At 46.1% G+C, this 13,215-nt stretch carries 10 protein-coding genes; 8 read left to right on the top strand and 2 right to left on the bottom strand.

What is annotated here, in order from left to right:
• The first annotated feature begins 56 nt into the window (after positions 1-56).
• On the top strand, positions 57-551 hold the full coding sequence (locus AB4375_RS12505; RefSeq protein WP_017060444.1) for an outer membrane beta-barrel protein: 495 nt from the start codon (positions 57-59) through the stop codon (positions 549-551).
• Between the two features lie 153 nt (positions 552-704).
• Here AB4375_RS12505 and AB4375_RS12500 read toward each other — a convergent pair whose 3' ends face one another.
• Positions 705-1,487 carry a hypothetical protein gene (locus AB4375_RS12500; RefSeq protein WP_102428592.1) on the bottom strand — a complete coding sequence of 261 codons (783 nt, stop codon included), beginning with the start codon at positions 1,485-1,487 and terminating at the stop codon, positions 705-707.
• Positions 1,408-2,193, bottom strand: a complete 786-nt coding sequence (locus tag AB4375_RS12495; protein WP_136982501.1) for a hypothetical protein — start codon at positions 2,191-2,193, stop codon at positions 1,408-1,410. The genes AB4375_RS12500 and AB4375_RS12495 overlap by 80 nt, the downstream gene beginning before the upstream one ends.
• A gap of 545 nt (positions 2,194-2,738) precedes the next feature.
• On the opposite strand from AB4375_RS12495, the gene AB4375_RS12490 reads away from it, so the two are divergent.
• The 7 genes from AB4375_RS12490 (at position 2,739) to pheT (ending at position 13,148) form a co-directional block, all read left to right on the top strand.
• The gene (locus AB4375_RS12490) at positions 2,739-3,524 is read left to right on the top strand and encodes a TetR/AcrR family transcriptional regulator (RefSeq protein WP_372051701.1); all 786 of its coding nucleotides are present in this window, start codon (positions 2,739-2,741) and stop codon (positions 3,522-3,524) included.
• 171 nt (positions 3,525-3,695) lie between these two features.
• Positions 3,696-6,158 (top strand): RND family transporter, encoded by a 2,463-nt coding sequence (locus tag AB4375_RS12485; protein ID WP_372051700.1) that lies wholly within the window; start codon positions 3,696-3,698, stop codon positions 6,156-6,158.
• A 44-nt stretch (positions 6,159-6,202) separates the two neighbouring features.
• Complete coding sequence (locus AB4375_RS12480; RefSeq protein ID WP_017060448.1) at positions 6,203-7,009, top strand: outer membrane lipoprotein-sorting protein; 807 nt, start codon at positions 6,203-6,205, stop codon at positions 7,007-7,009.
• Between the two features lie 9 nt (positions 7,010-7,018).
• The gene (locus AB4375_RS12475; protein WP_017068794.1) at positions 7,019-8,227 is read left to right on the top strand and encodes a hypothetical protein; all 1,209 of its coding nucleotides are present in this window, start codon (positions 7,019-7,021) and stop codon (positions 8,225-8,227) included.
• Positions 8,228-8,430: 203 nt separating this feature from the next.
• Positions 8,431-9,540, top strand: a complete 1,110-nt coding sequence (locus AB4375_RS12470) for a GGDEF domain-containing protein (RefSeq protein ID WP_029235308.1) — start codon at positions 8,431-8,433, stop codon at positions 9,538-9,540.
• A gap of 218 nt (positions 9,541-9,758) precedes the next feature.
• Complete coding sequence (gene pheS, locus AB4375_RS12465; RefSeq protein WP_004734764.1) at positions 9,759-10,742, top strand: phenylalanine--tRNA ligase subunit alpha; 984 nt, start codon at positions 9,759-9,761, stop codon at positions 10,740-10,742.
• Positions 10,743-10,760: 18 nt separating this feature from the next.
• Positions 10,761-13,148: a phenylalanine--tRNA ligase subunit beta gene (gene pheT / locus AB4375_RS12460; RefSeq protein ID WP_372051699.1), complete on the top strand. Its 2,388-nt coding sequence runs from the start codon at positions 10,761-10,763 to the stop codon at positions 13,146-13,148.
• Positions 13,149-13,215: the final 67 nt, after the last annotated feature.

Raw genomic sequence — 13,215 nt, 5'->3', positions numbered from 1 at the left:
ACTTGGTGGCAATTTATTACCACTCAAGGCCTGCCACTAGGACGAAAAGGTCGAATATGAAAAAAACGTTATTGGCACTAGCACTACTAGGTGCATCTTCAACAGCAATGGCTGATTCTTGGTTGTACGGCGGTGTAATGGGTGGTCAAAACTCATTCGCTGGTGAAGATGAAAACGCGGTGGGCATCCACGTAGGTACAGGTATCCTTCCACTAATCGGTGTTGAAGCGGGTTACTGGGATCTAGGTTCTTTCGACAACGTTAGCTACGGCAACCGTGCTAAACAAGGTGTTGACGTAAGCACTGCTTACCTAGCGATCAAACCAAGCATCGACTTCGGTCCTCTTCACGTATACGCGAAGGGTGGTCTTCACTCATACGAAGTGAAAGGCGATAACTTCAAGCAAGACGATGTAGACGTAATGTACGCTGTAGGCGCTGAATACTTTATCTTTGGTCCACTATCTGTAGGCGCTAGCTACCAAAACTTCAAAATGAAAGATGACGACTCTGGCGTTTTCTCTCTAAACGCAACTATTCACCTACTGTGATCAATCAGTAAAACGATCGTAAATAACGGTCGGATAGTCGTTAAAGAGTTCGTTAGAATTCATAAAAAATGCCAGCTTGATAGCTGGCATTTTTGTATCTGTTAACCGGGTAATTGCAACTCTGTTTTCTTATAACAGATAGCAAGCGGATGGTTATTTTTTACTGTTCAGAATACGCTGAATTCTTGGGTTAATCGATTTACCGTGTTTACTTTCGTACTCTTCACGTTTTAAATCGTTCAGGTTCTTTACAGAGTTAGCGGCAAGAAGGAATTCTGGTAACTCAGTTTCAAGCATGCCTTTCTCATCTAAACGTTTCGCTTCCAAGTAATACTTCTTGAACAGGCCATCGAGTTTGTTTTCAGCCGTGCGCTTTAAATCGTACAGTTTATTCTGGATTAACCATTGCTCAATCTTATTATCTGCAGAGCGTGACAACACTCGAATACGGCTATCCAACAACTCTTCTTCAGTCAAAGAATCTTTCAGGATCCAAAGCTCACCCATTTGCGGCGGCCAACTGTTGCCAAGTTGAATACGTTCATGACAGTGCATTAGCACGCGGTTAAGGCCGTCTGAATCGACTGAGTTGGCAAACTCAATGAACTTACCGCTTGGCTCACTACCGTACTGATATTCCCACTGCGTTTCGTACACGCTCAAGAAAGAGCCGAACACGTGAATACACCAATCGGTTAGTTCCAGCTCTGCAGGATCTTGATCAACAACAGGTACTTGTTGAGACGCACCAGAATCCGCAGCTTGTGCAGCCGCTACTTTCACTTCGGTACTTTGCGCTTCAATCACTTCAGGTACTAATGGACCTGTAGCGTCAGGTACAACAGGTTGAGCTGGCTCAGAAGGTTGGCTTTTTGCCTTTTTGAATGAGCTGCTGCCTGAAGCGTTCAGATGGGCTAAGCTTTTGTCTATACCCATTTCCTTGAGCTTGTCCTGCATTTCCTGAATATTGAGAGGTCTTCTGCTGTTGTTGTCTTTCATTTTGCTTCTCGTTAACTAGCCAGTACTGCAGCTTGGATTCAATCCGAGATAATGGCATTAATTCATTGGCTTTGGCTTTATACCAGAGGACAAATTTCTTCCATACTAAACTATGGTCACCGGTCAAACCGGAGAATTTAAACGCACGTTCTGCCCATGATGGTATCTCTTCTTCGTTGAGATCATGAGTAGAGACGGTGTTGCTGTTCATTGAGCCTCGACCTTGTGGGCGAGGGGCCTGCTGCATATGTTGCATTGGTGCCGGAGCAGGCTGAAACTTAGGTGCAGGTGCAGGTGCAGGTGCAGGTGCAGGTGCCGTAGAGTAGACCGGAATACTATTGGTCGGTTGAACCTCAACGTGCGCCGCAGTTTGCTCTTGCTCAATGAGCATTTTGAAAACGTGAATCTCTTTTTTATCCCGATAATCTACTTTTACCTTATCGAGAAAACCTTGGTCGACTAAACACTTAAGACAGTCGGCTAAACCAAACGTAGAGAGAGCACAAAGTTGACCTGCTGTTTGTAGGCACACATTGGTGTAGCCGAATTCGTCAGCACCGTCTGCAAGCATCAATAAAACCAGCTTTTCTGCAGGGCTAGAAGTATTCACTTGCCAAGCTAAATAAGAATATTTGGCGCTCAATATCGTGTTCTCAAAAAAGGTAAGTCGTTGTCACTATTGTAAGTCACCCCTTACCGAATTTATAGCAACTTAACAGAAAACGGCATTAGTAAGCCAAATATTGACCATAAGGAGACGTCTGCCCCATAAAGTAAGCCTACAGTCATTCATTCTTGTGGTTTAAGCTAGGAATCATTGGGCATGAATACGCATAGCAGCTTAAAGTGCCGACATTCTTTGTTAGGTTAAGAATGCCCAATTCGCGTCCACATTCTGTTGGTCACAATACAGGTCTTCTTTTAAAGTCTTCTCTTTAGGTCAACTATTGATGATTTTCTTAGCTATATCCCATTTATTCTCTTTCCATTCACAAAATGTATTTAATTTATAAAACCCCTTAATATGATCAATATTTGCGCTATTATGACGATAAGTCAGAAATGACGAAGCGTCACAAAATGGTTAACTACATGAATTTACTATTCGTGTTAATATATTGGATAGGAGTGTTTTAAATACTGGCGAAGCTTAGATAACGGCTAAGCTCATATACGGACTAAAAAATTATGTTTGGCTTTGGTTGTAAAGGCGATAAACAAGGTATCTTTGGTTGCAAAGGCGTGTTGTCTAAAAAGCAGCAGTCTATTGCAGACCGAGAAGTAGAGTTGATGTTGTTAGCAAAAGATCTGGTTCGAGAACAAGGGTTCGGAAACCTCACGATGGACAAGCTAACGGCAGCGAGCTCTTATTCTAAAGGTACGATATACAATCACTTTTGCAGCAAAGAAGACGTCGTTTTAGCGTTATGTATTCACTCTCTCAAGACAGAAGCAATGATGTTTGCTCGCTCTGGAGAGTTTGAAGGCAACACACGTGAAAAGATCGTCGCATTGCACGTTGCTTACCGAATCTATGCTCGCATGGAACCGGTACTATCAACCTGTGCGATCATGGCTAAAAGCCCGTGGGTACTAGAGAAAGCGTCTAGTGCACGCGTCGCCGAGATGAATGAACTGGAAGAGTTGGTGATTGATCAATGCGACTCTATGGTTAACCAAGCGGTAGAAGCGGGTGACCTAAAGTTCTCTTCTGGCGTTGGCTCAGATGCCATCGTTTTTGCTAACTGGTCAATCGCATTTGGTTCAAATGCCTTGTCACAGAACGCATCAAACAGTCATTGTATTAAGCGGTTACAAGACCCGTATTCAGTATTACACAACGCGAACATGATTCTAGACGGCCTAAATTGGCAGCCCCTTTCTAGTGACTGGGATTACCGCAAAACTTGGCGTCGTGTAGAACAAGAACTGTTCAGTGAAGAGATCGCTTACTTAGAGTCTGTAGGTCGATAGCTTCCGTTAAGCCCACACATGTGGGTTTATTAATAACCATTTTTGACGATTCGTCACAAACTTGAGACTGACCGACTGTGGTTGCTGTTTTCTTGAGTGTTTGACTAAGCATTGTGTCTTTTGTCAGCTTCGGCTGGCTTTTTATGACACAAATATGACGAATCGTCACAAATGGAGACTGTGATGAAACATGACAGCCAGAAGCCCACGTTCGATCAGCAAAACCGAGATAACCCTAATGCCGATAGCGCAAACACAGATCTAAACAGTTGGCACTCAATACCTACCAAGCGTTCGTTTATCGTTCTGCTGGTGGTGTTTTCAATCATCATTCTCTCTGCATTAGGGGCTAAGAACCTCTACTTTAGAGGGGACTACAACATCTTCTTCGAAGGCACCAACAAGCAGTTGATGGCGTTCGATGAAATCCAAACCACCTTTGCAAAAACCGACAACCTTGCGATTGTTGTCGCACCTGAAGATGGCAATGTCTTCACCCCTGAAACTCTCACCCTGATTCAAAATCTCACGGTTGATGCGTGGCAGATCCCGTATTCAAGCCGTGTCGATTCCCTTGCTAATTATCAGCACACCGAAGCCATTGAAGATGATCTTTTGGTAGAAGACTTGCTGTATGAAGAGTACGAACACACACCAGAACGCATCGCCAAAGTAAAACAGATCGCCCTTAACGAGCCGTTGCTCAAGAATGCCTTGGTGTCGGCCTCTGGCGATGTGACGATTGTGAACGTCACCGTGCAACTGCCAGAAGTGGACAAAACCGCAGAAGTGCAAGAGGTGATTGCAGCAATCAATACCATGATCGGCAAGTACCAAGCTCAGTATCCTAATGTCGAATTCCATAAAGCGGGCATCATAGCCATGAACAACGCGTTTATGACTTCGGCTCAAGAAGACAGCTCAACGCTCGTTCCCTTAATGCTGTTGGTGGTACTGGTGTTCCTGACCTTTATGCTGCGCTCGTTCTTTAGTGTGGTGGCGACGCTCATTGTGATCATCTCTTCGATTGTTGCCACCATGGGATTGTCTGGTTGGGCAGGGATGTTCTTGAGTACCGCAACCGTGAATGTGCCAACCTTGGTTTTAACTTTGGCGGTGGCTGATTGTGTTCACGTGATTGTGACCATGAGACAAGCGATGCAGCGCGGTATGGAGAAAGCACAAGCCATTCAATACAGCATCAAGCTCAATGCGATGCCGATTCTGATCACCTCGGTGACCACTGCGATTGGTTTCCTGATGATGAACATGTCGGACTCACCAGTGCTGCGTGATTTCGGTAACTTGTCGGCACTGGGTGTACTTATTGCGTGCTTCTTGTCTGTGACTATGTTGCCAGCGTTGCTAAAACTGCTGCCAGTCAAACGTCTACCTGCCAACCCTAAGGCGGCAGACAAAGTCACCTTCATGGATAAGCTGGGCGATTTTGTCGTAACTAACCGTAAAGCACTGCTGCCGATTTCTACGCTAGTGATTGTTGGCGCTGCCGCGTTAATTCCGCTCAACAAAGTCAACGATGAATCGGTGAAGTATTTCGATACCTCAAGTGAATTCAGACAAGCGGCTGACTTCATGGAAGAGACCGTAAGCGGCATGACAACCCTCAGTATCGCAGTGAAAACTAACGAGTCTCAAGCGATTGCTGATCCTGTGTTCTTGCAAGCAATTGGTGACTTTACTAAGTGGCTACGCGTTCAACCAGAAACTGACCATGTGGCAACGCTTTCTGATGTTTATATGCGTTTGAACAAGAATATGCATGCCGACGACGACAGCTACTACAAGCTACCGCTGAACCGTGAACTTGCCGCGCAATATCTGCTGCTTTACGAAATGTCTCTGCCGTACGGCTTGGACTTGAACAACCAGATCAACGTCGATAAATCATCGATCAAAATGGTACTCACCGTCGATAACCTTGGCAGCGTTGAGCTAGTCGAACTCGAAGAGCGCATTTACTCATGGTTTGCAGCCAATGCACCGCAATATGAAGTGGTGGCTTCGAGCCCATCACTGATGTTTGCCCACATTGGCGAAACCAACATGGCGAGCATGATATCAACTTTGCCTATCACCCTAGTGCTTATCTCTGGCTTGATGATCTTTGCATTGCGCTCGGTTCGCTTAGGCATGATCAGCCTAGTGCCCAACATTGCGCCTGCGATCATTGGCTTTGGTTTATGGGCGCTTATCTCAGGTGAAATCAACCTCGGTTTGTCAGTCGTGGTCACGCTCACGTTGGGTATCGTGGTTGATGATGCGGTGCACTTCTTGAGTAAATACCAGCGCGCAAGAATCGAAGGGAAATCAGCAGAAGAAGCGGTTCGATACGCTTTCCACACCGTAGGTCGCGCTTTGTGGATCACCACTGTTGTGCTAGTGGCCGGTTTCTCTGTACTGGCGATGTCGAGCTTCAGACTCAACTCCGACATGGGCTTACTCAGCGCGATTGTGATTTTCATTGCGCTGGTGGTCGATTTCATCTTGCTACCAAGCTTACTGATGATCTTCGACAAACAGACCCACTATTCAGCTAAAACTCAGCACGAATCAAAGCCAGATACCAAGTCGCAGCCCAGATCGACAGCCGAACTGACTACTTCGACCAAATAAGGAAACGTCGACCTGCTGCGGTGGGCTGACTCAAGGAGATATTTATGAAAAGCGTTAAACAAACATTCGCTACTACATTACTTACTGTTAGCTCGTTGGCACTGAGCACATTCGCCGCTTTCCCAGCGTTAGCAGACCCTGCGAAAGGCTTAGAAATTGCCGAGCAACGTAAAGCGGTCGATGTCGGGTGGGGCGATTCTGTCGCAACCATGGAAATGCTACTTCGCAACAAGCAGGGCGAAAGCAGTACACGTCTGATGCGATTGAAATCTTTGGAAGTCGATGACGATGGCGACAAAGGCTTAACCATTTTTGATGAACCACGCGACGTAAAAGGCACGGCTTTCCTAAACCATTCGCACATCACCAAATCCGATGACCAGTGGTTGTATCTTCCTGCACTCAAGCGTGTAAAACGCATCTCTTCACGCAACAAATCTGGCCCGTTTATGGGCAGTGAATTTGCGTATGAGGACTTAAGCTCGTTTGAACTTGAAAAGTACACCTTCAACTACATTGAAGACGCGAAACTGGAAGGCGTAGACACCTTTGTTTTAGAGCAAGTACCGACCGATAAAAACTCAGGCTACACCATGCAAAAGGTATGGCTAGACCAACAGCACTACCGCCCAATGAAAGTCGAGTTTTACGACCGCAAAGGCGCACTGCTTAAAACTCTATCGTTCCAAGATTACAAACAGTACCTAAACCAATACTGGCGCGCACACACCATGGCGATGCAAAACCATCAAACAGGCAAAAGCACCGTATTAACCACGACAGATTTAGTGTTCCAGACCGGTCTTAAAGACAAGGATTTCCAAAAGAACACACTAAAACGTGCGAAATAAGGCAGGAATATGAAAAGGATTGTGGCAACAGGAACCCAATTATCCTTAACCTTGGCGGCGACCGTCGGGCTTATGCAGGTGTCGTTGCCTTGTGTGGCGGCAGGCTTTAGTCCTGATATCGCAGGGCAGGTTAACCTTGAACATAGGCAGTTCTTTAGCGACGGCTTACAAGGGCAAGACAAAGGACAAAGCTCACTGGTGTTGCAGCCAGAGTTTTACTGGGAGCAACAAGAGGGCAACGGCAGCATTACCTTCACCCCGTTTTATCGCCTAGACAGTGAAGACGATGAACGAACTCATGGTGATATTCGCGAAGCCTTGTATTTAACCTATTGGGATGATTACGAACTGCGAGCGGGTGTTGGAAAGGTATTTTGGGGCGTAACCGAATCGGCGCATTTAGTGGATGTGGTAAACCAGACCGATGCCATTGAATCGGTCGATGGCGAATCCAAGTTAGGTCAGCCTATGGTGCACTTCACCTCGATAAAAGAGTGGGGCACCATAGACGCCATGTTACTGCCGTATTTTCGTGAGCGTACATTCGCAGGCGAAGACGGTCGATTAAGGCCAACCGTGCCAGTATCGGACGATGCGCTTTACGAATCTTCACGAGAAGAAAAACACGTTGATGTGGCATTGCGTTACAGCCAAATGTACGGTGATTGGGATGTCGGTTTAAGCTACTTAGGCGGCACAAACCGCGACCCTTATTACCGTGTGGAAGGCAATCAACTCAAGCCATACTACGCCCAAATGCAACACTTCGGATTGGATGTTCAAGGCATTATCGGTGACTGGTTATGGAAGCTGGAAAGCATTTATCGCGACAGCTACGACAACCATACCGGCGTGGCGACAGGCTTTGAATACACTTGGGTAGGGGCGCTTGAATCGTACTGGGACATCGGCTTCATCGCTGAATACCTGTATGACAGCCGAGGCAACAATGCCCAAACCATCGGCCAAAGTGATGTGTTCCTTGGGGCACGTTTCGCTTTGAACGATGAAGACGGCACCGAAGTGCTTACTGGTATCACTCAAGACTTAGATAACAGTGATGTCTACAGTGCCAAGCTAGAGGCATCGAGCCGTATTAACAACAATCTCAAGTGGCGACTGAATGCTTGGTTGTTTGAGAACGAAACCCCAGAGGACTTGTTGTTCTTCGCACGCAAGGATGACTTTGTTGAGATGGCGTTGGAATATTATTTCTAATGTTAGCTTCGTGGGGCGTTCCTGTTGGGGGGGGACGTCTCAAATTTAAGATGAGCCATATTTAGAATGTTCAAAGTCGTCTTTTTATAAAGTGGATCAAACAATCGAATAAACCTACATGTAAAATGGTTATATTTTTTCAGTATCTATAACCTCCGAATATGCATGTAAATCGTGCTGGTGGTATCGGCCTTAAGGGATTTATGAATTCATTTAATTGGGATAAAAACTTTGAAACAGGCATTGGTGTTGTAGATGAACAGCATCAATATCTTGTTGGTATTATCAACCACTACGGAAATCTGTTGTCAGAGAACACTATCTCTATCGACGACATAAACGTCGCTTTACTCGATCTCACATGCTATGCCGAATTTCACTTTAAAGAAGAAGAATCTTTGATGAGAGATTGCGGTGTGTATGAGCGACACATTGAAGAGCATATCAAAGTGCATCGTGTATTTATGCAAGATATCTACAGTATGCAAGCTTTCATCATGGAAGAAGATCAGTCGTCAGCACGGCAGTTACTTGATTTATTGATCCACTGGCTTGCTTACCACATCCTCGGCATCGACCAAAACATGGCGCGACAAATGACCGCGATAGAAGAGGGCGCGACACCTCTGCAAGCCTTTGAAGCGGAAGAAAAGCAGCAAGATTCTGCGACTGTCCCGCTGTTGGCTGCGCTTAACGGCCTGTTTGAACAAGTCTCTGAACGAAACAAACAGTTGTTACGCTTCAACCAGTTACTCGAAGATAAAGTTGAGGAACGTACGGCAGAATTAAAACGAGCGAATAAGAGACTTGAAGAACTGTCATTAACCGACTCTCTTACTAATTTGCATAACCGTCGTAGTGCTTTTAAACAGTTAGCGCTGCATTGGCAAGACTCCAAAGAACTGGGTATGCCTTTAGTGTGTATTATGATTGATGCCGACCACTTCAAGCGCATTAATGACACCAGCGGCCATGATGCAGGCGACTTGGTGCTACAAACCCTCTCGCGTGAACTGAAAAACACGTTCCGTAATGATGATATTGTTTGCCGGTTAGGTGGCGATGAGTTCTTGGTTATTTGCCCAAACACCGACCTTAAAGGTGGGATGTACATCGCGGAAACCGCTCGACAGAAAGTGTCTGAATTAGAGGTTGAAACCAGTCATCAAGTTTGGATTGGCAGTATTAGTGTCGGTGTCGCTGAAATGACCCAAGAATTCGAAACCATGAACGAATTGATTAAAGCGGCGGATGAGTCCGTCTATTTAGCAAAAAACGCAGGGAAGAACAGCGTTTGTTCTATTCAGATCTAGCCTTCAGGTCATTTCCAAATTAAGAAGTAGAACCTGTAATTGTTCCACTTCTTCCTACTCCTCATTAATATCCTGTTAAATTTGCCGTGTTTTTAGGCAATAACTTGTTCTTTTAGCGATTCAATTTGGCATTGGTTGCGTGTTTGATTACTATGTGTAGCTATCTAAAAAAACTAATCATCCGATACGGACACTACCAACTGGTAGATGAGGAAATGATGCAACATCTAGAAGAGATCATTGCTAATGCAACGACTGCTATTGATACAGCAGATTCGTTAGTCGCACTTGATGAAGTGCGAGTTCAGTATTTAGGTAAGAAGGGTGAACTAACTCTTCAACTACAAAGCCTAGGTAAACTTCCACCTGAAGAGCGTCGCACTGCTGGTCAAGAGATCAACAAAGCGAAAGGTGCTGTTCAACAAGCGATCGCAGCTCGCAAAGACGCACTACAACGTGCAGAGCTTGAAGCGAAACTAGCTGAAGAAACTATCGATGTGAGCCTACCAGGTCGTCGCATTGAGAACGGTGGTCTTCACCCAGTTACTCGCACTGTTGAGCGTATCGAACAGTTCTTTGGTGAGCTTGGCTTTAGCACTGAGTCTGGCCCTGAGATCGAAGATGCATTCCACAACTTTGATGCACTAAACATCGCAGACGATCACCCAGCTCGTACTGATCACGATACTTTCTTCTTCAACCCTGATCTCATGCTACGTACGCACACTTCTGGTGTTCAAATCCGTACGATGGAAAACGGCAAACCGCCATTCCGCTTCATTGCTCCGGGTCGTGTTTACCGTAACGACTACGATCAAACTCACACGCCAATGTTCCACCAAGTGGAAGGTATGTTAGTTGATGAGAACGTAAACTTCGCACAACTTAAAGGCATTCTTAACGATTTCCTTTGTAACTTCTTTGAAGAAGAAGTTGAAGTGCGTTTCCGTCCTTCATTCTTCCCGTTCACAGAGCCTTCAGCTGAAGTTGACGTGAAACGTAAAGATGGCAAATGGCTAGAAGTTCTAGGCTGTGGCATGGTTCACCCTAACGTACTTCGCTCTGTTGGCATCGACCCTGAGAAATACTCTGGTTTTGCATTCGGTATGGGTGTAGAGCGTCTAACGATGCTTCGTTACGGCGTAAATGACCTTCGTGCGTTCTTCGAGAACGACCTTCGTTTCCTTAAACAATTCAAGTAATCCGGGGCAGTCGAAACTATGAAATTCAGTGAATCTTGGCTACGCGAGTGGGTTAAACCTGCAATTAACAGCGAAGAGCTAGCTCACCAAATCACTATGGCTGGTTTGGAAGTTGACGATGTAGAACCTGTTGCTGGTGAATTCACCGGCGTTAAAGTAGGTAAAGTGGTTGAGTGCGGTCAGCACCCAGACGCAGACAAACTACAAGTTACAAAAATTGATATCGGCGAAGAAGAGCTTTTAGACATCGTATGTGGTGCATCTAACTGTCGTCTTGGCCTAATTGTAGCAGTAGCAACAGTTGGCGCAGTACTGCCTGGTAACTTCAAAATCAAGAAAGCAAAACTACGTGGCGTTCCATCGCACGGCATGCTTTGTTCTTTCTCTGAGCTAGGTATCGACGTAGAGTCTGACGGCATCCTTGAGCTACCAGAAGGCACAACGCTAGGCATGGACGTACGTGAGCTTCTTGAGCTTAACGACGTAACTATCGACGTAGACCTAACAGCAAACCGCGCAGACTGCTTCAGCATCCGTGGCCTTGCTCGTGAAGTTGGCGTACTAAACCGCGCAGACGTTACAGAGCCAACAGTTGACGCTGTTGCAACAAGCATTGAAGACACAGTATCTGTTGAAATCAAAGCAACTGATGCTTGTCCACGTTACCTTGGCCGTGTGGTTAAGAACGTAAACGTGAAAGCGGAATCTCCAATCTGGATGCAAGAAAAACTGCGTCGTTGTGGTATCCGTTCAATCGACCCAGTGGTAGACATCACAAACTACGTGATGCTAGAGCAAGGCCAACCTATGCACGCATTTGATCTCGCTAAGATCGAAGGCGGTATCGTGGTTCGTCTAGCAGAGCAGGGCGAAAAGCTAACACTTCTAGATGGCAACGAAGCTGAACTAAACAGCAACACGCTTGTTATCGCTGACCACAACAAAGCACTAGCAATCGCTGGTATCTTTGGCGGTCAAGATTCAGGTGTTACTACTGAAACAACAGACGTACTTCTTGAAGCAGCATTCTTCGCACCGGATCACATCCGTGGTCGCGCGCGTGCTTACGGCCTTCACACTGATTCTTCTCTACGTTTCGAACGTGGTGTTGATTCAACACTACAAGCAGCAGCAATGGAGCGTGCAACACAGCTTCTAGTTGAAATCTGCGGTGGTGAAGTTGCGCCAGTAAACGGCAGCGAATCTGAAGCTGATCTTCCTAAAGCAAACGTAGTTGCTCTACGTCGCGCTAAGCTAGACAGCCTACTAGGTCACGAAATCCCATCTACAGACGTAGTGGAAATTCTTACTCGCCTAGGTTGTAACGTTGAAACGACTGACGCTGGTTGGACGGCAACGTCTCCATCTTGGCGTTTTGATATCGCAATCGAGCAAGACCTAATTGAAGAAGTAGGTCGTATCTACGGTTACGATAACATTCCAAACCAAGCGCCTAAAGCGGCACTTAAAATGAATGACCACAAAGAAGCTAACCAACCGCTTAAGCGCGTTCGTGACCTTCTTGTAGACCGTGGCTACCACGAAGCAATCACATACAGCTTCGTAGAACCAGAGCAGCAAAAGCTTGTTGTACCTGGTGTTGAGCCGCTAATCCTGCCATTCCCAATCTCTGCGGACATGTCAGCAATGCGTCTTGGCCTAATTCAAGGTCTACTAAACACAGTTGTTCACAACCAGAAGCGTCAACAGTCTCGCGTTCGTCTATTCGAATCAGGCCTACGTTTCATCCCTGAAGCAACGGCTGAAAACGGCATGCGCCAAGAAATGATGCTTGCGGGCGTTATCTCTGGTACTCGTGGCGAAGAGCACTGGGACATGGCAACGAACACTGTAGATTTCTTCGATCTTAAAGGTGACCTAGAAGCCGTTCTTGAGCTTTCAGCAAACGAAATCGCATACAGCTTCAAAGCAGCGAAGCACCCAGCACTTCACCCAGGTCAAACTGCGGCTATCGTAGTAGACGGTAAAGAAGTGGGTATCATTGGTACTGTTCACCCAGAACTAGAGCGTAAGTTTGGTCTTAACGGCCGCACTATCGTATTCGAAATCGAATGGGCAGCTATCAACACTCGCGTGCTTCCAGAAGCAGTAGCCGTATCTAAGTTCCCTGCAAACCGTCGTGATATCGCAGTAGTTGTTGACGAAGCCGTAGCTTCTGGCGACATCGTAGAAGCGTGTATCGCTGCTGGTGGCGAATTCCTAACAGGCGCTAAACTGTTCGACGTATACGTTGGTCAAGGCGTTGAAGAAGGTAAGAAGAGCCTAGCAATCGCACTTAGCCTACAGTCTGTAGAGCGCACACTTGAAGATGCAGACATCGCTGGTTCAGTAGATGCTATCGTAGCTTCAATCTCAGAGAAATTCGGCGCAGCACTTCGCGACTAATCTCTTCTGATAGATAAAAAACCAAAGGCCTCGCATTGCGAGGCCTTTTTTGTTGGTGCGCCGAGCA

The sequence above is a fragment of the Vibrio sp. 10N.261.51.C6 genome, assembly GCF_041471785.1.
GTDB classification, from domain to species: Bacteria; Pseudomonadota; Gammaproteobacteria; order Enterobacterales; family Vibrionaceae; genus Vibrio; species Vibrio crassostreae_C.
Note: the sequence above shows the minus strand (reverse complement) of the source record. Positions and strands in the feature narration are given on the sequence as shown.

Bases quoted from the DNA above. Each gene is read 5' to 3' on its own strand.
- AB4375_RS12475 (WP_017068794.1), top strand. From the start codon at position 7,019: ATGAAAAGGATTGTGGCAACAGGAACCCAATTATCCTTAACCTTGGCG.
- pheT (WP_372051699.1), top strand. From the start codon at position 10,761: ATGAAATTCAGTGAATCTTGGCTACGCGAGTGGGTTAAACCTGCAATT.
- AB4375_RS12500 (WP_102428592.1), bottom strand. From the start codon at position 1,487: ATGGGTATAGACAAAAGCTTAGCCCATCTGAACGCTTCAGGCAGCAGC.
- AB4375_RS12490 (WP_372051701.1), top strand. From the start codon at position 2,739: ATGTTTGGCTTTGGTTGTAAAGGCGATAAACAAGGTATCTTTGGTTGC.
- AB4375_RS12505 (WP_017060444.1), top strand. From the start codon at position 57: ATGAAAAAAACGTTATTGGCACTAGCACTACTAGGTGCATCTTCAACA.
- AB4375_RS12470 (WP_029235308.1), top strand. From the start codon at position 8,431: ATGAATTCATTTAATTGGGATAAAAACTTTGAAACAGGCATTGGTGTT.
- AB4375_RS12485 (WP_372051700.1), top strand. From the start codon at position 3,696: ATGGAGACTGTGATGAAACATGACAGCCAGAAGCCCACGTTCGATCAG.
- AB4375_RS12480 (WP_017060448.1), top strand. From the start codon at position 6,203: ATGAAAAGCGTTAAACAAACATTCGCTACTACATTACTTACTGTTAGC.
- pheS (WP_004734764.1), top strand. From the start codon at position 9,759: ATGCAACATCTAGAAGAGATCATTGCTAATGCAACGACTGCTATTGAT.